Here is an 18,806-nt window from a genome sequence, read left to right on the forward strand (position 1 = left end):
ACTAAACCCGCATGGTTATACCATGCGGGTTTTTTCTTTTGCTATCCGGCATTTACACTGGTGGCGCATTGATAATCTCCGGCAAATTCGGCGCCGCTCGCGCAGCGACGGCGCGTGCGTATTATTTGCCTCTGTCTTTCCTGGGTAGTCGGATATTGTTGCGTAGCGCTTGCGGCCGGACCGTCGGCATGTCCTGCACATGCCTGCCGGGTCACAGGCAAAATCCATCCGGCACGCGCGTCAGGGGGGGGCAGGCTTAACCGTCGTGGCAACGGCTGACGGTAACGAAGTAGCGCACCAGCAACGAGCCCGCGATGGCCAGGCTGATACTGTTGGCCATCCAGAACCCAGCGGCGCCATGCGTGAAGGCTGGCAGGGCGTCGATCAGGCCAAAACCAAGCACGTAACCGCCACCCAGGCCGACGCCCCAGAGGGACAGCGCATAGATCAAGGTCGGCACCAGTGCGATCTTGTAGGCGCGCAGGATGAATGCCGTCATGACTTGTACCGCATCGAAGGCCTGGTAGAAGGCAATGAACAGCATCAGCGGCAGGGCGGCGCCGACCACCGCAGGGTCCTTGGCATAGGCATGCAGCAGCGGCTCGCGCAGGATCCACAGCATGCCGCCGACCATGATCGCGAGCGCCGCCGCCAGGCAGATCCCGTGCCGGGCGATGCGGCGCGCCGCCGTCCGGTCACGCGCGCCAAGGGCTTGCGCCACCAGCGTCGAGGTGGCGATTGCCAGTGACAGCGGCAGCATGTAGGCCACCGCGCCGAGGTTGGCAATGATCTGGTGCCCGGCCAGCACGACGGTGCCCATGCGCGTGATGAAGATCGACATCAGCGTGAACGAGGTGATCTCGATCAGGTAGGTCAGTCCCATTGGCACGCCCAGCCGCAGCAGCGCGCGGATCGGCCGCGCCTGCGGCCATGCCCAGCTGGAAAATATCTGCAAGGGACGGTACGCCGCGTTGCGCCGCAGGATCAGGACGCCGGAGATGCACCAGATCCAGCTGATCAGCGCCGAAGCGAGCGCGCAGCCGGGTCCGCCCATGGCCACGAGGCCGAAGCCGCCGCCGATGAACCAGGCATTGAGCGGAATCTTCACCGCCAGCCCGGCAAGCTGCAGCACCGTCACCATGACCGGACGCGACAAGGCATTGTTCAGCGCGGAATAGATGCGAAAGCCCAGCGCGGCCGGCAAGCCGAAGGCCTGGAGATGCAGGTAGCGCGTTGCCTTCTCAACCAGTTCGGGCGGCGCCCGGGCAAAATCCAGCAGCGGACCGGGGAACAATAGCAGCAACATGCCAGGCACGGCCAGCGCCAGTCCAAGCCAGGCGGCTTGCCTGACCTCGCTGCCGATCTCGGCACTGCGCCCGGCCCCATGGAGTTGGCCGGCAATCGGGGCAAGCGCCTGCAATACGCCCATCAGGCTGATGTAGATCGTGACGTAAATCGATCCGCCCAGTCCCACCGCCGCCAGGTCGATCGCCGAGGCGCGACCCGCCATGATGGTATCGATCACGCCGAAGGCGATCACTGCGAGCTGGCCGACCAGGACCGGCGCGGCCAGCACAGAGATCCGGCGGATATCCTGGAGTGCGGTCATGCGTCGTGCCGTTGCCCGGGAGAGGAGTACCAGCGATCTCGTCGAACCATCTGTGTCCGTCTCAGGGTTGGCGGGGCAGCCGGCGCGTAGGCGGGCTGGACTTGGGCGGCGCTACGCGGGACATATCAACCAGGCGATACATGCGGAAGCGCTCATCGCGGTCGGAGGGGCGGCGGCCTTCCCAAATCAGCCGCCATTCGAAATGCGAGATGCTGGTGGGCTCGCCGTAATCGACTGGATCATGGCGCAGCAGGATGTCGCATCCGTCCGCTGGGCCGCCAAAGCGGATATGGCCGAAATACGCGAACGACGCCAGTTGCGCATCGCCCATCCGGATCGGTTGCACGCAGTTATAAGTGGCGGGCAGCGCCATCGAAGCGGCTTGCGCCACGTCGCGATAGGTCTTGCCGTAGTTGATCGATGGCATCCACAGGGTCATCGCCAGCACCCACATCAGCGTGGTGCCGGCGGCCGAGATCACCACGGGGCGCCAGATCTGCTTGGGTGCGCGCGACAGCCGCCAGCGCACGATCAGGATCCAGGCCACCGTTACCAGCAGCGCATATACCACTGCGCGGATAGTGAAGTCTTCCTGGAAGCCCGGCAGCAGGCGGTGGATATTGGCGGCGATGCGCGGCGGCTGGCCCGTCGTCCTGGCGATCCACATGAACCAGACAAAGCCGCCGAAGATGGTGAAAAACAGCAGGGCGAACCAGTCGATTGCATTGATGGCCGCGCGCGTGAGCGTAGGCAGGCCGAATGCAGCCAGTACCGCCATCGGCGGCAGCAGCAGGATGAACTGCACATCGCCCGGCTGGCGCAGCAGGAACAGCATCAGCAGCGGCGGCAGCAGCATGGCAAGCGGCAGCGCCACATGCGGCGCACGGCGCATCCCTGACCAGCTCAGCCAAGCCCAGCCAGCAATCGGCCATACCGGCCACGTGAACAGCAGCAGGTTGCGTGCGACGAAGTTGAGCGCGGTGGCGTTCGGCGCGCCATAGGTGCGGCGGTCGTAGCGTGACCACTCGCGGATAAAGGTCACGGCGTCGCTGGGGTCGGTGGCGCCGAAGTAGGCAGCGGCCATCCAGGCCGCCACCATGGCAAGCGCCAGCGGCACGCTCACCAGCAACACGCGCGGCAGGGGCAGGGGCTTGCAAGCCAGGCCGCAGACGATGATCGACGCGAGCAGCACCAGCGGGATGACCGGTCCGCTGGACAGGGTCAGCGCGCCGAGCCCGACGCCCAGCCAGATGCCGCCCTGGACCGGTTTGTCCAGGCTGCGCACCATGCCGTACAGGCTCATGGCGACAAAGCAGACCTGGCCCACCTGCGGCGTGGTCTCGTGGCCGCGCATGGCCAGGCCGACGCAGGCCAGGAAGATCAGCAAGGCACCGTCGGCCAGCGTGCGGCCGTAGTCGCGCGCATTGGGCTGGCCGCCGAAGACATAGGCAAAGGGCTGTACCTCGGCGCGCCGGCCAAGCAGGTAGGTGGCGTACCAGATCAGGGCGCAGGTGCCGAAGTAGAAGAGTGCGGTGGCCACGCGCGACGCGTCCGGCGCGCCGAGCCAGCCGCCAAACAGCCGGATCATGACGGCCCCGACCCAGAATACCAGGGGGCCGTCTTCCCCATAGGGGCGGCCCACGATATTGGGCATGAGCCAGTCCTGCGCGCCCCCGGTGGCCAGTTGCCACATCACGCCGAAACCGGCCGCGTCCTCATTCTTCCACGGGTCGCGGCCAAACAGGCCGGCCAGGCCGTAGATGATGCAGATGGCCAGCAACAGCGCGCGCGGAAGCGTGCCGGTGGCGGCTGCGGTCAGGTGGACACGGGAAGTCTTGGCTGCACTCATTGATCGGTCGGGCTTGGGGCGGCCGGGACGGGCGCTCCCGGTTGGCTACATCCGGCTCATTCGCATGGGACACCGCCGATGCGGGGCGGAATGCGCAATGGTATCGGACGAAGTGCGCCTGGCGCTGGCGTGAACGGCGCCAACCGCGCGAGGGCTGCAAAAGCAAAGAGGCAGCCGATGCTGCCTCTTTGCTTGGGTGCGCGGCGCCGGAGCATCTTGTCCGAAGCCGTGCAGCGAGCGGGCTCGCGGCGAATTACTTCGCGGCGGCCTTGCCCAGCTTGCTGCCGAACTTCTGGCGGAACTTCTCGACGCGGCCAGCCGTGTCCATGATCTTCTGGGTGCCGGTGTAGAACGGGTGCGATTCCGACGAGACTTCGATCTTGGCCAGCGGGTATTCCTTGCCGTCGCGGGTGATCGTGTCGCGCGTCTGGATGGTCGAGCGGGTCACAAAGCTGAAGTCGTTCGACACGTCGAGGAACACGACTTCGCGATAATTCGGGTGAATGCCTTCTTTCATGATGTTTCCTTTCAGGTTGGGTAGCCAGTCCGTTGTTTGCCGCGCTGCTGCCGGATATTGCGGCGAACGAACCACTTGCCGATAACGGACAATCCGGGATTATCGCAGAAAAACAAAAAGCTGGGCAAGATTTGAATGCGCCAACAGGAGGACGGGCGAGCACGCAAAAAAATCGACCTTTCGTCACATGGCGCCCGGATCCTGGCGGTAGAACGCCGCCAGCGAGTCATAGAGGGCAGGCCAATATCGACGCAGGCCAACCGGCTCGACAAAGAATGTTTCCGATGCCACGGCGAAGAACTCGCTGGGTGCCTCGCAGCCATAGGGGTCGATCACGCGCAGCGCGGGTGGCAGCCGCTCCGGATGATCCCAGGCATGGTCGGATTGCCTGTCGCAGGCCTCCGCGAAGCGGTCGTATTCGGACAGGAAGGTCTCGGCCCACTGCTCGCGGTCGATGCCGGGGTGGAGTACGCGCGAGAAGGGCGGTACGCCGTCGGGCTCGCCATCGAGCATGTCGAGCTTGTGGGCGAACTCGTGGATGACCACGTTATAGGTGTCGTCCGGGTGGGCGTGGCGCGCGTTCAGGCCGGCGCCCGGGGTCTTCACGTCGGGCCAGGAAAGGATGACCGGGCCGTGTTCCCAGGCTTCGCCGCTGGCTTCCTCGACCACGCCGTGCACCAGCCCGATATCGTCCTCGACGGTACGTCGGATGACGAACTCGCCGGGGTAAAGCACGATGCCGCGCCAGCCGCGATACCACTCGATGCCAAGCCTGAGGATGGGCACGCATGCCTGCACCGCCACGATCGTCACCATTTCATCGGTAAGAGGCAGGTTGTGCGCGGTGGAGTATTCCTTTTCGGCGATGAAGAGCGTAGCGAGTTCGCGCAAGGCGGCGAGATCGGCGGCGCCATAGCGCTGCACGAAGGGCAGGCTCGCCACCGTGTGTGCCCACAGCGCGTCGGGGATCGCGTAGTGCTCGAGTTTGCGCACGCGCGAGCGCGCACGCAGGAAGTGGCTCAGTCGGCCGAACATGGGACTCCTGCAGGTGTGGCATCGAGGTGGCGCGCGCAGGAAGCAGGACGCGGAACCCAAAGCCAGGTCAGGACATCGGCAAGTAATGCATCGTAGTGCAAAAATGCAAAAAGGGCGCACCGAGGCACGCCCTTCCTGTGCGATACCAGCGCGCTAACCAGCCGCGCGCGGCACAGCGAACGATCAGCCGCCTCTGCGCATCATATCGAAAAACTCGGCGTTGTTCTTGGTCGCCTTCATCTTGTCGAGGATGAATTCCATGGCCTGCACTTCGTCCATATCCGAGATGAACTTGCGCAGCACCCACACCTTCTGCAGGATATCCGGCTTGATCAGCAATTCCTCGCGGCGGGTGCCGGACTTGTTCAGGTTGATCGACGGATAGACGCGCTTTTCCGCCAGGCGGCGTTCCAGGTGCACTTCCATATTGCCGGTGCCCTTGAATTCTTCGTAGATCACGTCATCCATGCGGCTGCCGGTTTCGATCAGCGCGGTGGCGATGATGGTCAGCGAGCCGCCTTCTTCCAGGTTGCGCGCGGCGCCGAAGAAACGCTTGGGGCGTTGCAGCGCGTTGGCGTCCACGCCGCCGGTCAGCACCTTGCCCGAAGCCGGCACCACCGTGTTGTAGGCGCGTGCCAGGCGGGTGATCGAGTCCAGCAGGATCACCACGTCGCGCTTGAGCTCGACCAGGCGCTTGGCCTTTTCGATCACCATTTCGGCAACCTGCACGTGGCGGATGGCGGGCTCGTCGAAGGTCGACGCCACCACTTCACCGCGCACCGAACGCAGCATTTCAGTCACTTCTTCCGGCCGTTCGTCGATCAGCAGCACGAACAGGTCGGCTTCCGGATGGTTGTTGGCAATCGCATGGGCGATGTGCTGCAGCATCACGGTCTTGCCGGACTTGGGCGATGCCACCAGCAGCGCGCGCTGGCCGCGGCCGATCGGCGCGATCATGTCGATGATGCGGCCGGTGATGTTTTCCTCGGCGCGGATTTCGCGTTCGAGCGTGAGCGGCCGGTTCGGGTGCAGCGGCGTCAGGTTCTCGAACATGATGCGGTTCTTCACCGCTTCAGGCGCCTGGCCGTTGACCTTGTCCACCTTCACCAGCGCGAAATAGCGCTCGCCGTCCTTCGGGGTCCGTACTTCGCCCTCGATCGTATCGCCGGTATGCAGATTGAAGCGGCGGATCTGCGAAGGGCTGATGTAGATGTCGTCCGTGCTTGCCAGGTAGGAGGTCTCGGGCGAGCGCAGGAAGCCGAAGCCGTCCGGCAGGACTTCCAGCGTGCCGTCTCCGAAGATGGTTTCGCCCAGCTTGGCGCGCTTCTTCAGGATCGCAAACATCAGCTCCTGTTTGCGCATCCGTTGTGCATTGTCGATCTCGAGGGTCGCGGCCATTTCGAGAAGCGCAGACACGTGAAGCGATTTGAGTTCTGTCAGGTGCATAGACGAGGGGTACAGAGGCGCCCGGACGGGCTGGACCTAAAGGAAGGGGGAAGAAATGAGCGAACGCTCGGGGAAGTTGTTGGTGCCATCTTAGCACAATCCGGACGGTGCGCCAGGACTGGCGCACGGACGTCGGATTGTGGCTACAACCGGGGAGGCGCTTGGCGGCACCTCGCCCCGGTCAAGCGACTTACAGATTGCCGTCGAGGAAAGCGGTCAGTTGCGACTTGGACAGTGCGCCGACCTTCTGCGCGGCAACCGCGCCATTCTTGAACAGGATCAGCGTGGGAATACCGCGGATGCCGAACTTGGCCGGCACTTGCTGGTTTTCGTCGACGTTGATCTTGGCGATCTGCAGCTTGTCGCCGTAGTCCTTGGCCACTTCATCCAGGATCGGGGCGATCATCTTGCACGGGCCGCACCATTCGGCCCAGAAGTCGAGCAGGACGGGCTTGTCGGACTGGAGCACGTCGGCGTCGAAGGAGGCGTCGCTCACATACTTGATTTGTTCATTCATGGCGGAAAACCTCTGGTTTCGCTCTGTTTGATTTGAAGGCGGGATTTGCCGAACCGCTACATTACACGAGTTTGCGCATACCCGTAGGCAGGCGCATCACCCGGTGCGTGCGGGCCCGAGCGAGGGGCACGCCACGGAAAGGCGGGTTTTGCTCATATGTTACCAGTTGACGGGAATTCAATACCTTCCCGGTCAAGGTCACGGTGCGTTGCCGTACACGGCGGGGAAAGACATTGTTGTGCGGCGAAGCATGGAGGCATTCTGCCCCGGAAGGCTGGCCCTGTTGAGTGATTCTATTAATCGGGGCGAGAGCTTTTCTTAATCGGAGGCTGCGGCAAAGGCCGACGCGGCGCGGCCGGCGTATGATTTATCGGACACTTCGCTTTGGTGCCGCATGGCCCGAGCGCTCCCTTGCGTGTTCGCGAATGTGCGGCGCGCCGGGGCGCGTAGAATACAAGCATGCGCCAGGCCTTGCGCCCGGCGCCTTCCCGCGCAACAGACAAGGCAAATCGACCATGACGCCAGACACCCCTTCCAAGCCCGATCCGCAACAGCCGCCCGAAGTGGGACACCTGAGCGACGCGCTGGATCACATCAATAGCGCGGTCGAACAGAACAGCATTGCCGGCGGCGCGGCCAAAGGTCTTCTGTACAGCATCATCGAGACATTGGGCGCGCTGGTCGGCGATCCCGACCTTCCCGAGCATGCACGCTCCGGCTACCAGGGCCTGCTCGAGACCGCGCGCGAGATCCGCGCCCGCCTGGAGGGCGGCAGTCACTGAAGATCCTCGGGGTTTTCCCGTACTTTCCACGTTGCCCGAGCGCGCTGGCCGGCTCGCCGGCCAGGCAGCGCATGCCTGCGCGCCGCGCGCCATGACTACCGATCCGGCCGCCACACTCGCTTCATGACTTCGCTGCAATTCCGTCCCGGCCCCGAGTTCCTGCCGCAGGCTGCCGCTTCGGCCTGGTATTTTCTCGACCATTGCGGGGAGCAGCAAGCCGCTGCGCACGTGGTAGTGCCTACCGCGGCGCAGATTCCCGGCGTGCGGCAGGCGCTGGATGCCGCGGCGCGCGCTGCCGGCGCGCCGCGCCTGCTGCCGCGCGTGCTCACGCTTGGCCACTGGTTGCTCGATCTGCCGCCCGACCCGGTGCCGGTGCGCAGCCATGCGGCCCGGCTGCTGGCGGTGCAGCAGGCCATCCGCGCGCAGGACTGGTTGCGGCGCGCCTTCGGCGCGCAGACCGAGGCAGCGGCGTGGGGGCTGGCGCAGACGCTGCTGACCATCAGCGACGAACTGAGCGCGCGCTGGCTTGACGATGACGCCATTCGCGATGAAGACATCGACGGCGACGACCGCGCCGCGCTGCTGCAAGGCGCGCTGGAACGAACCTACGCACATTTGTCGTCGCGCTTCCTTGGCGAGGAGGCGCGCATCGTGATGGCCTTCTGGCAAGCCTTGTCGGGCCCGGACGATCCGCTGCCGGCGCGCCGCCGCGTTCTGCACCGGCTGGCCCAGCACGTGGCGGGGCCGGTGATCTGGCTGGGGCCGACTCCGCCCGCGCCGATCGAGGACGCCTTCCTGAAGCAGGCCGCCGAACTCGTGCCGGTGATCCGCATCGGCTATGACTGGTCGGCGCAGTCCACGCCGTCGGAGAGTCACGCTCTCGATACTGGCGGGGATGATGAAGACGCCGCCGCAGGGGCATTCGACTGGTATGACACCCTGCTTGCCCTGTGGCCGGAGGCCAGGTTGCCGGGAGCGCAGGAAGCGGCGCCGCGCCGCGCGCCGCGCGGCCTGCCGTCCGGGCGCCCACGCGTGCGCGTGATCGGCAGCGCGCGCTTCGAGGACGAAGCCGGCGCAGCCGCTGACCAGCTTGTGCAGTGGCTCAATGAAGGCCGGCGCCACGTAGCCCTGGTTGCGCACGATCGTGTGGTGGCGCGGCGCGCGCGCGCCTTGCTGGCGCGCGCCGGCGCGCCGGTGCGCGACGAAACGGGCTGGAAACTCTCAACCACGCGCGCCGCCGCCGCGCTGATGCGCTGGTTCGATCTGCTCAACCAGGACGGCGATACCTCGGCCCTGCTCGACCTGCTCAAGAGCCCGTTTTGCCTGCCGGATTTCCCCTTGCGCGGCGCGGCCATCGCCGCGCTGGAGCGGCAGATTCGCCGCGACGGCATCAGTGGCGGCTGGCGCCGCCTGCAGCAGCGCTTCAGGCCGGACGCCGCGGACGAATCACGCGCGAGCGCGGATGAAGCCAGCGCCGGCGATGACGCGGAGCAGGACGCCCGCCGCGCGGCGCGGCAGGCCGCGTGCGAGCTGGTGCAGTGCCTTGCGGCCGAAGCCGCAGCCTGGCCGCGCGGCAAGGCGCAGAAACCGGTGTCGACCTGGCTGGAGCGGCTCGATGCCACGCTCGACGTGATCGGCATGCGCAATGCGCTGGCCGCCGACGATGCGGGCAGCCAGCTGCTCGACGCGCTGGCGCGCCTTGCCGACTTGCCTCAGGACGAGACGGGCGCGCTCGCCACGCTCGATCTCGGCGAGTTCCGCTCCATGCTGTCGGCCTTGCTCGAATCGGTCGCTTACAAGGAGCCCTCGGCCAGCGGCGCCGCGCGCATCACCATCCTGCCGCTCAACGGCGCGCGCATGCGGCGCTTTGATGGCGTGGTGGTGGTGGGGTGCGACGATACGCAGCTACCCTCCAGCGCGGCGGAACTGATGTTCTTCTCCAACCAGATGCGGCGCGAACTGGCGCTGGAAGATCGCGAGGTGCGCTTTGCACAGCAGGCGCGCGATCTTGCCGAGGTCCTGCTGAATAACGATGACGTCGTGCTGACCTGGCAACGCCTTGGCGCGCGCGGCGAGCCCAAGCACGTGTCGAGCTGGATCGAGCGCCTCAGCGCGCTGTGCTCGCGGGCGGGCGCGCCCATCGAGGCGAGTGCCTTGCCCGCGCAGCACGAGACCTTCGCCGAGGTGGGCGGAATGCCCGCGCCAGCTGCTTCGGAACTGGTGCCTGCGCGCTGGAGCGCGCAGGCGTACAACATGCTTCGGCGCTGTCCCTACCAGTTCTTCGCGGGCCGCATGCTCGGGCTGGCCGGGCTGGAGGTCGTCAGCGACGATCTGGAAAAACGCGATATCGGCGAGCTGCTGCACCGCGTGCTGTTGCGCTACCACCGCGAGGCATCGCAGGAAGGCTTGCGCCACCAGGACGCCCGGCTGGCGCGGCTGCGCGAGATTTCCGACCACGAGTTCGGCGCGCTGATGAAGGAAGACGGCAACGCCATCGGCTATTACCGCCGCTGGTGTGAAGTGCTGCCTTCCTACGTGGCATGGCAGGCCGAACGCGAGGCGCAAGGCTGGTTCTGGGACGATGGCGAGTTGGACGCCACCGTCGACCTGCCCATGCCCGATGGCCAGCCGCTGCGCGTCAACGGCCGCATCGACCGGCTCGACCGCGCCCGCGATGGCAGCCGCGCGGTGCTCGATTACAAGACGCAGAGCGTGCTGCGTCTCAAGCGCAAGGTAGGGGACGTGGAAGAGGATTGCCAGTTGCCATTCTATGGATTGCTGCGCGCCGACGTTGCCGGTGGCAGCTGGGTGGCGCTTGAGGGTGTGAAGGATGGCCCGCCCGCGTCCCAGCGCGAGGTTGGCTTGCCTGACTTCGACGCCGCGGTGGCCTGGCTGGAGCAGCAGTTGCGCACCGACGTGATGCGCTTGCGCCGGGACGCGCCGTTGCCGGCTTTCGGCGATGCCAGCGCATGCACCTATTGCACGGCCCGCGGCCTGTGCCGCAAGGGTTTCTGGGAAAGCACGGCGTTGCCGCCGCAGGTGGGAGGGCGCGCATGAGCATCCATGCCTATTTGCGCGATGGCGAGCCGATTGCCGAGGCTGAGTTCACGCGCGCGGCCTGCGACCCCGCCCGCTCGGTGGTGGTCGAGGCCTGCGCGGGCAGCGGCAAGACCTGGCTGCTGGTGGCGCGCCTGTTGCGCCTGTTGCTGGCTGGCGCGGCGCCGCACGAGATCCTTGCCATCACCTTCACGCGCAAGGCCGCCGAGGAAATGCGCGAGCGCCTGCTGGAAGTGCTCGCGCAACTCGCGCGTGACGATGACGAGGCGGTGATCGCCGCGCTGACGCAGCGCGGGCTTCCCCCCGATGCGGCACGCGTGGCACTGCCGCGCGCCCGCGGCCTGCACGCGCAGGTGCTCGCCGCGCCCGGCCGCATGGCCATCGATACGTTCCACGGCTGGTTCGGCACCCTGCTGCGCGGGGCGCCGCTGGCGTCGGGCATCGTGCCGGGCGCCACGCTGCGCGAAGACGCGCTGCGCATGAAGCGCGAAGCGTGGGCGCCGTTCTGGCAGGCGCTGGCAACACCGCCGTACGCCGACCTGCGCGCGGCGTTCGAGCGGCTGGTCGACGCCATCGGCGAGTTCCAGGCGCGCGCGCTGCTTGATGCCATGTTCCACGCGCGCAGCGAGTGGCTGGCGTTCCGCGAAAGTGCCGATCCTGCGCAGGCGCTCGCCGCCGACCTTGGCGAGGATGCGCAGGTCAACGTGCTGCTCGAAGTACTGGCCGACGACAGCTGGCTCGACGCTTGCCAGGGCCTTGCTTCGCAGTTGGGCAGGGGCGGCAAGACCGAGCAGGCGCATGCCACGCGCCTGGCTGACGCGATCATGGCGATCCGCGCCTGGCGCGAGGCGGGTGCCGCAGGAGGCGAGCCCGCCGAGCGCGCTTTCGCGGTACTGCGCGATGCGTTCTTCACTGCCGCGGGCAAGCCGCGCTCGCTGCGTGCCACCGCGGCGCTGACCAAGGCGCTGGGCGGCGAGGCGATGGTCGATGCGTTCCTGGCCGAGCACGGCGAGATGTGCGCCGCGCTGGAGCAGGTGGCGCAGCGCCGTTGCGAGGCTGCGGTGCTGGCGGTCAACCTTGCGCTCTACCACTTGGGCGATGCGCTGCTGACGCGCTACCAGCACCACAAGTCCGAGCAGCGCGCGATGGACTTCGCTGACCTTGAGTGGCTGGCCGCGCGGCTGATGGGCGATGAAGAGACCGCCACCTACCTGCAGGTCCGGCTCGATGCACGCTACCGCCACCTGCTGCTCGACGAATTCCAGGACACCAACCCGCTGCAATGGCGAATCCTGCAGGGCTGGCTGGCCGGCTACGCGGGGCTGGGCGAGCGGCCTACGGTGTTTCTGGTGGGCGACCCCAAGCAATCGATCTATCGCTTCCGCCGCGCCGATGCGCGTCTGTTCCAGACCGCCAGCGAGATGCTGCAGTCCGGTTTCGGCGCCACCGTGCTGCGCACCAACCGGACCCGCCGCAATCGCCCCGAGGTGCTGGACTGGGTCAACGCCGTGTTCGATGCCGCGCGTGCCGACGGCCGCTATCCACTGTTCGAGACACAGACTACCGCGCTCGGCGAGCCGGGCGGGCCGGTGTGGCTGCTGCCGCTGGTCGAGCCCGAGGAAGAGGCAGGGGGCAACCCCGGTACGCCGGAGGGCGAAGCCACCGATGAAGCCGGCGAGGCCGTCCCGAAAGCCGCAGCGCACCGCGATACGCTTACCCAGCCGCGACAGCATGAGGGCGATTCGCTGCGGCTCGAAGAGGGCAGGCGCGTGGCCGCCTGGCTGCGGCATATCCGCGCCACCGTGCCGGTCGCCGATAGCGATGGCCCGCGGCCCGCGCGCTGGAGCGACATGCACTTGCTGGTGCGCCGCAAGACCCATCTGGCGGAATATGAACGGGCCTTCCGCGAGGCCGGCATTCCGTGCCTGAGCCCGCGCCGGGGTGGCTTGCTGGCCACGCTCGAAGCGCTCGACCTGTCGGCGCTGCTGGCCTTCCTGATGACGCCGGAATCCGATCTGGACCTGGCCCATGTGCTGAAAAGCCCGCTGGTGGGCGCCACTGACGAAGACCTGATTGCTATCGCGCAGATGACACAGGCGCGCGAGCCGCGGCCGGGATGGTGGGCCTGCCTGATGGAGCAAGGGCTGCCCGAGTTCAGCAGCCCCGCGCTGCGCGACGGCATCGCGCGGCTGCGCCACTGGCTGGAAGTGGCGCCGCATCGCCCGGTGCATGACCTGATCGACCACATCTACCACGGCGGCGAAGTACGCCGCCGCTATGCCGAAGCCGCGCCTGCCGAGATCCGGGACCAGGTGCTGGCGAACCTCGATGCCTTCCTGAAGCTTTCGCTCGATCTTGACGGCGGCCGCTACCCTAGCTTGCCGAAGTTCATCGACGAGCTGCAGGAAATCCGCCGCGGCGAAGAAGGCGAAAGCCCGGACGAAGGCGGCATGGCCGACAACGCCGAGGATGCCGAGGGCGAAGCCGATGCCGACGCCGCCGACAACGCACAGGACGCGGTCCACATTCTCACCGTGCATGCGGCCAAGGGCCTGGAGGCCCCGTTCGTCGTGTTGCTGGACGCAAACCACAGCGATGCCGCCCCCGACCGCGGCGGCATCCTGATCGACTGGCCGCCGTCGTCGCCCGTGCCGGTGCATTTCTCGGCGTATGGCAAGCGCAGCACGCGCGGGCTGGCACGCGCGCCCTTGTTCGAGGCCGAGGCTGCGTTGGCCGAGCGCGAGAACTGGAACCTGCTCTATGTGGCGATGACACGCGCGCGCCAGGGCTTGCTGGTGAGCGGCGTCAAGGGACGCGCGTCGCGCAGCGCCGACAGCGGCGAAGGCAATCGCGAGATCGCGGGAAGCTGGTATGCGCGATTGCTCTCAGCCAGGGTCGGGGAGGAAGTCGATCCCTTTCCGCCGGCCAGCGCGCAGGACGTGGCGGGCGCCGCGTCAGGCAACGACGCGCGCGTGCGCTATACGGATTTTCGCCAGCGTTACCGCGAGGCGGCCGAAACGCTGGCGCCGGTGCTGGAGTGGGAAGACGAGGCGGCGGAGCAGGGTGCGAGCCCGAGCGAGGATGGCCATGCCATCGTGTTCGATGCCGACGCGGCTCGCCACGGCGAATTGCTGCACGCGCTGCTGGAACGCGTGACGCGTTACCCCGAGGCGTTCGAGGGGCTGCCCGAACCCGAGGTGGTCATGCGCTGGTTCCCCCTGGCCGGAGCCGGCACCGCGCAGGCGCGCGCGCTGTGGCGGGACCAGGCGCATGCGGCCGTCGAGGCAGCGCGCCTGATGCTGGAGGCCCCGGCCTTGCGGCCGCTGCTGTTTCCGCATGCGGCCATCAGCGCGCGCAACGAGGTTGAGCTCTACGATGCGCGCGGCCGCCTGCTGCGGATCGACCGTCTGGTGGAGTTCGCCGACCGGGTGGTGATCATCGATTACAAGTTGCGCCTGCTCCCGCAGGAGCACGCCGCCTACGCGCAGCAGCTTGCGCGTTATGTGGCGGCGGTCAGGCCGATGTTCCCCGGGCGGCCGGTCGAGGCTGGCGTGGCCACGGCTGACGGGGAGTGGATTGCGGCGCAGGCGCTGCAGACGGAACGCCAGGGTTCCCTGTTCTAGATATGTCCTGGATCATGGCAAGGGTGGGGGAGGCGCGGCAGAATAGCTAACGTCGGCGGCGCGGGCAGGGGGGGGCGAAACTGGCCCCCATGCCGCGGACGCAACGCGGCCGGACTGCCGTGCGGGAATATTCTGCTGAAGGCGGATTGTGACCAGCGGACGATCGGCGCCTGGCGCAAGTGCTTGATGCACATGCGGCAAGAAAGCGCGATGATGCGGGGGGGATGCTGCGGATACGACTGGGGAGTGTTAGGGGGACGAGCCCGACCCTCGGCACTGGCGGAAAACGGCTGTGGCTGCTTCGTTCCCGACCTGACCAGGTTGACCGCGCCGCCATGCGAGGAGGCCCGTCCGGTCGGCATTGTAACCCAGAGCGGACGGATCGGGCAGATTTCCCGCGAAATTGATTGAGTAAAGCGCATGGCCCAGGCAACGCCAGGGCGTGCAAGGACGGAAACGCGCTAGCCGCCAGCGTCGGGACGTAACGCGGCCCGGCTGGCGGATATGGCAACCATGACACCAGCGAGACCTGCGATGAATGCCAACGAACAGATGCTCCGTACCACGCTGCCGCCCCAGGACATCTCCACCGAAGTCTTGCTGGAGAAGTACGCCAAGGGCACGGAAGCCACCGCCGCTGACGTGCGCCTGCGGGTGGCGCGCGCGCTGGCCGAGGCCGAACCAGAGTCGCAGCGCGAGCAGTGGGCCGAGCGTTTCCTGTGGGCGCAGGAGCAGGGTTTCGTGCCTGCCGGGCGCATCAACTCCGCGGCCGGCACTCGCATCGAGGCCACGCTGATCAACTGCTTCGTGCAGCCCGTAGGCGATTCCGTATCGCAGCCGGCCGGCGGCAAGCCCAGCATCTACACTGCGGTGGCGCAGGCGGCGGAGACCATGCGCCGCGGCGGCGGGGTGGGTTACGATTTCTCCGCGATACGCCCGGCCGGGGCGCTGGTGCGGGGCACGCACTCGCGCGCCTCGGGGCCGGTGTCCTTCATGAAGGTGTTCGACGCATCCTGCGCCACGGTGGAGTCGGCCGGATCGCGCCGCGGCGCGCAGATGGGCGTGCTGCGCTGCGACCACCCGGACATCGAGGCCTTTATCCACGCCAAGGACCGCGGCGACCTGACCAATTTCAATATCTCGATCGGCGTGAGCGACGAATTCATGCGGGCGGTCGAGGCCGGCGGAGAGGTCGAGCTGGTGCATGAGGCCGAACCCGCTGCCCAGGCCATCGCCGGCGGCGCCTACCGGCGCGACGACGGCCAGTGGGTTTACCGCCGCGTGCCGGCGCGGCAGCTGTGGGACCAGGTGATGCAGGCCACCTACGATCACGCTGAGCCCGGCATCCTGTTCCTGTCCCATATCAACGACGACAACAATCTCTATTACTGCGAGCGCATCGAGGCCACCAATCCCTGCGCGGAGCAGCCGCTGCCGTCTTATGGCTGCTGCGACCTCGGCTCGATCGACCTGACCCGCTTCGTGCGCCAGCCCTTTGGCGCGGACAGCCGATTCGATTTCGAAGGATTTGCCGAAGTGGTGCGGCTGGCGGTGCGCATGCTCGACAACGTGCTGGACGTTACCTATTGGCCGCTGCCGGAGCAGCAGGCCGAGGCCCATGCCAAACGCCGCATTGGGCTGGGCTTCCTCGGGCTGGGCAGCGCGCTGGTGATGCTGGGCATCCGCTACGACAGCGAGCCGGGGCGCGAGCTGGCCGCGCGTATAGCGCAGGCCATGCGCGATACCGCCTACCTGGCATCGGCCGGACTGGCGCGCGAGAAGGGCGCCTTCCCGCTGTTCAAGGCCAAGGAATACCTGGCCAGCGGTTTTGCGCAGCGCTTGCCGCAAGCGGTGCGCAAGGCGATCGGCCGCGACGGCATCCGCAATTCGCACCTGCTGTCGATCGCCCCGACCGGCACCATCACGCTGGCGTTTGCCGATAACGCATCGAACGGCATCGAGCCGGCCTTCTCGTGGACCTATAACCGCAAGAAGCGCATGGCGGACGACAGCTACAAGGTAGTTGAGGTAGCCGACCATGCCTGGCGCCTTTATCGTCACCTGGGTGGGGATATGGCGCAACTGCCGGACAGTTTCGTCACGGCGCTGCAGATGTCGGCGCTCGATCATATGAAGATGCTGGAGGCGGTGCAGCCCTTTATCGATACCAGCATCAGCAAGACCGTCAACGTGCCTGAGGACTATCCCTATGAGGCTTTCCGCAACCTCTACCTGGAAGCCTGGCGGGCCGGCCTGAAAGGACTTGCCACCTATCGCCCCAACAGCGTGCTGGGGGCTGTGCTGTCGGTGACGCCGCCGCCGGCCGTGCCCGCCGCGGTGGCAACAACCGACGACCCCCTGCGCAGGCCGTTCGAGAGCCGTCCGGTGGGCGATCTCGAAGGGGTGACCTCCAAGGTCGAGTACATGACCTACGAGGGCCACAAGACGGTCTACCTGACCGTGAACTTCATGCGCGTGGCGGGGCTGCTCGACGGCAAGCCAGTGGCGGTGGAGCGTCCGGTGGAGTTTTTCATGCCGGCCGGGCAGCGCAACGACGGCCAGCAGTGGATCACCTCCACCATGCGGCTGCTGTCGATGGTGGCGCGTTCGGGCGGATCGATCGCCAAGGCGCTGGCGGACATGCGCAATGTGGTGTGGGACAAGGGCACGGTGCGCTACGGCGTGCTCAAACGCCAGGACGGCACCGAGGTGCCGCGCTTCCATGATTCCGAAGTGGCGGCGATCGGCTATGCCTTGCAACGCATCCTGATCAAGCGGGGCTTTCTCGACGCCGATGGTGCCCAGGTGCCGGTGGCGGCGCTTGCCGCCCGCCTGGCTGGGTTGGAAGGGCCGGACAGTGGTAGTGCCGGCGGCAGGGTCCCGGCCGGGGCGGTCAGTGGTGGCGGCGCGCCGGCAACAGGGTTGGGGCTGGGTTCGGGCAAGCCTTGTCCGGAATGCGGCGCCCATGCCTTGCACAAGGTCGATGGCTGCGCCAAGTGCGCCAACTGCGGCTATGTCGGCGAATGCGGCTAGCGGCGTGGGGGCCGGCGGTTTGGATCGCGCCGGTCCCGTGAATCCTGCCTGAAGGACGGCCGCCTTTTGCTACAATCGCCGCCATGAGTTATCAAGTGCTAGCGCGCAAATGGCGCCCCCGGGATTTCACCACGCTGGTCGGCCAGGAGCACGTGGTCCGCGCGCTCACGCACGCGCTGGAGCAACAGCGGCTGCACCATGCCTACCTGTTCACCGGCACGCGGGGCGTCGGCAAGACCACGCTGTCCCGGATCCTGGCCAAGGCGCTGAACTGCGTCGGGCCGGATGGTAACGGCGATATCACCGCGCAGCCTTGCGGGGTGTGCAAGGCCTGCACCGAGATCGACAGCGGGCGCTTCGTCGACTACATCGAGATGGACGCCGCCTCCAACCGCGGCGTCGACGAGATGGCCTCCCTGCTCGACAAGGCGGTGTACGCCCCGACGGCGGGGCGCTTCAAGGTCTACATGATCGACGAAGTGCATATGCTGACCAACCACGCCTTCAACGCCATGCTGAAGACGCTGGAAGAGCCGCCCGCGCACGTCAAATTCATCCTGGCCACCACCGACCCGCAGAAGATCCCGGTGACGGTGCTGTCGCGCTGCCTGCAGTTCAACCTCAAGCAGATGCCGCCCGGCCATATCGTCAGCCACCTCGACCACGTGCTGGGTGAGGAGGGCATCGTGCGCGAAGCCAATGCGCTGCGCCTGCTGGCCCAGGCCGCCCATGGCTCGATGCGCGACGCGCTGTCGCTGACCGACCAGGCCATCGCCTACAGTGCCGGCCAGGTGTCCGAGGCCGCCGTGCGCGGCATGCTGGGCGCCATCGACCAGAGCTACCTGGTGCAATTGCTGGATGCGCTGGCAGCCGAGGATGGCGCCGCCATGCTGGGCGTGGCCGACGGCATGGCCGATCGCAGCCTGTCGTTTGCCGGGGCCTTGCAGGATCTCGCTTCGCTGCTGCACAAGATCGCGCTGGCCCAGGCGGTGCCCGCCTCGGTTCAGGAAGAATGGCCGGAAGCGGCGGAAGTGCGCCGCTTTGCCGCTGCGTTCGATGCGCAGGAAGTGCAGTTGTTCTATCAGATCGCCAATCTTGGCCGTAGCGAACTGGCGCTGGCGCCGGACGAGTACGCTGGTTTCACCATGACGCTGCTGCGCATGCTGGCCTTTCGCCCGTCGGCGAGTCCTGCGCCCGTGGCGGGTGGACAGGGTGGCGGCCAGTTGGCGCCGCGCGCGCGCGGCGCTGCCGCGCCGGCGGGCCGGGTTGCCGCGGATACCGCTGCCGCCAGCGCTGTTGTCGTTCCGGCTGCTCCCGCCCTGCGTCCGGCCGCGCCGG

At 67.0% G+C, this 18,806-nt stretch carries 11 protein-coding genes and 1 other RNA gene; 5 read left to right on the plus strand and 7 right to left on the minus strand.

The genetic code is table 11. The features are described 5' to 3' along the window. Positions 1-256: 256 nt before the first annotated feature. The 6 genes from CF70_RS19330 to trxA form a co-directional block, all read right to left on the minus strand. Positions 257-1,609, minus strand: coding sequence for an MATE family efflux transporter (locus CF70_RS19330; RefSeq protein WP_035868068.1), 1,353 nt, complete (start codon positions 1,607-1,609; stop codon positions 257-259). A 61-nt stretch (positions 1,610-1,670) separates the two neighbouring features. Next, positions 1,671-3,458 carry an ArnT family glycosyltransferase gene (locus CF70_RS19335; RefSeq protein WP_035868071.1) on the minus strand — a complete coding sequence of 596 codons (1,788 nt, stop codon included), beginning with the start codon at positions 3,456-3,458 and terminating at the stop codon, positions 1,671-1,673. Positions 3,459-3,711: 253 nt separating this feature from the next. Then, positions 3,712-3,975, minus strand: coding sequence for a type B 50S ribosomal protein L31 (locus CF70_RS19340; protein ID WP_017225511.1), 264 nt, complete (start codon positions 3,973-3,975; stop codon positions 3,712-3,714). Between the two features lie 183 nt (positions 3,976-4,158). Then, the gene (locus CF70_RS19345; RefSeq protein WP_035868074.1) at positions 4,159-5,010 is read right to left on the minus strand and encodes a M90 family metallopeptidase; all 852 of its coding nucleotides are present in this window, start codon (positions 5,008-5,010) and stop codon (positions 4,159-4,161) included. 183 nt (positions 5,011-5,193) lie between these two features. Next, on the minus strand, positions 5,194-6,456 hold the full coding sequence (gene rho, locus CF70_RS19350) for a transcription termination factor Rho (protein WP_035868076.1): 1,263 nt from the start codon (positions 6,454-6,456) through the stop codon (positions 5,194-5,196). A 190-nt stretch (positions 6,457-6,646) separates the two neighbouring features. Next, a complete protein-coding gene (trxA, locus tag CF70_RS19355; RefSeq protein WP_035868078.1) occupies positions 6,647-6,973 on the minus strand; it encodes a thioredoxin TrxA in 327 nt (108 codons plus the stop codon). Positions 6,974-7,488: 515 nt separating this feature from the next. On the opposite strand from trxA, the gene CF70_RS19360 reads away from it, so the two are divergent. The 3 genes from CF70_RS19360 (at position 7,489) to CF70_RS19370 (ending at position 14,435) form a co-directional block, all read left to right on the plus strand. Continuing rightward, positions 7,489-7,755, plus strand: a complete 267-nt coding sequence (locus CF70_RS19360) for a hypothetical protein (protein ID WP_035868090.1) — start codon at positions 7,489-7,491, stop codon at positions 7,753-7,755. A gap of 123 nt (positions 7,756-7,878) precedes the next feature. Then, the gene (locus tag CF70_RS19365) at positions 7,879-10,812 is read left to right on the plus strand and encodes a PD-(D/E)XK nuclease family protein (RefSeq protein WP_035868079.1); all 2,934 of its coding nucleotides are present in this window, start codon (positions 7,879-7,881) and stop codon (positions 10,810-10,812) included. Further along, on the plus strand, positions 10,809-14,435 hold the full coding sequence (locus CF70_RS19370) for a UvrD-helicase domain-containing protein (RefSeq protein ID WP_035868082.1): 3,627 nt from the start codon (positions 10,809-10,811) through the stop codon (positions 14,433-14,435). Before CF70_RS19365 ends, CF70_RS19370 begins: the two co-directional genes overlap by 4 nt. Positions 14,436-14,688: 253 nt before the next feature. Here CF70_RS19370 and ffs read toward each other — a convergent pair. After that, an RNA gene (gene ffs / locus CF70_RS34235) (signal recognition particle sRNA small type) lies at positions 14,689-14,787 on the minus strand. 182 nt (positions 14,788-14,969) lie between these two features. Here ffs and CF70_RS19375 point away from each other — a divergent pair. Then, positions 14,970-17,468 (plus strand): adenosylcobalamin-dependent ribonucleoside-diphosphate reductase, encoded by a 2,499-nt coding sequence (locus tag CF70_RS19375; RefSeq protein ID WP_035868084.1) that lies wholly within the window; start codon positions 14,970-14,972, stop codon positions 17,466-17,468. An 83-nt stretch (positions 17,469-17,551) separates the two neighbouring features. Further along, positions 17,552-18,806: DNA polymerase III subunit gamma/tau (gene dnaX / locus CF70_RS19380; protein WP_035868091.1), on the plus strand; the 1,255-nt coding region annotated here is incomplete at its 3' end.

The sequence above is a fragment of the Cupriavidus sp. SK-3 genome (genome assembly GCF_000611145.1).
GTDB lineage: Bacteria > Pseudomonadota > Gammaproteobacteria > Burkholderiales > Burkholderiaceae > Cupriavidus.

Coding starts and splice junctions, on each gene's coding strand:
- CF70_RS19330 (WP_035868068.1), bottom strand. CDS start 1,609: ATGACCGCACTCCAGGATATCCGCCGGATCTCTGTGCTGGCCGCGCCG.
- CF70_RS19335 (WP_035868071.1), bottom strand. CDS start 3,458: ATGAGTGCAGCCAAGACTTCCCGTGTCCACCTGACCGCAGCCGCCACC.
- CF70_RS19340 (WP_017225511.1), bottom strand. CDS start 3,975: ATGAAAGAAGGCATTCACCCGAATTATCGCGAAGTCGTGTTCCTCGAC.
- CF70_RS19345 (WP_035868074.1), bottom strand. CDS start 5,010: ATGTTCGGCCGACTGAGCCACTTCCTGCGTGCGCGCTCGCGCGTGCGC.
- rho (WP_035868076.1), bottom strand. CDS start 6,456: ATGCACCTGACAGAACTCAAATCGCTTCACGTGTCTGCGCTTCTCGAA.
- trxA (WP_035868078.1), bottom strand. CDS start 6,973: ATGAATGAACAAATCAAGTATGTGAGCGACGCCTCCTTCGACGCCGAC.
- CF70_RS19360 (WP_035868090.1), top strand. CDS start 7,489: ATGACGCCAGACACCCCTTCCAAGCCCGATCCGCAACAGCCGCCCGAA.
- CF70_RS19365 (WP_035868079.1), top strand. CDS start 7,879: ATGACTTCGCTGCAATTCCGTCCCGGCCCCGAGTTCCTGCCGCAGGCT.
- CF70_RS19370 (WP_035868082.1), top strand. CDS start 10,809: ATGAGCATCCATGCCTATTTGCGCGATGGCGAGCCGATTGCCGAGGCT.
- CF70_RS19375 (WP_035868084.1), top strand. CDS start 14,970: ATGAATGCCAACGAACAGATGCTCCGTACCACGCTGCCGCCCCAGGAC.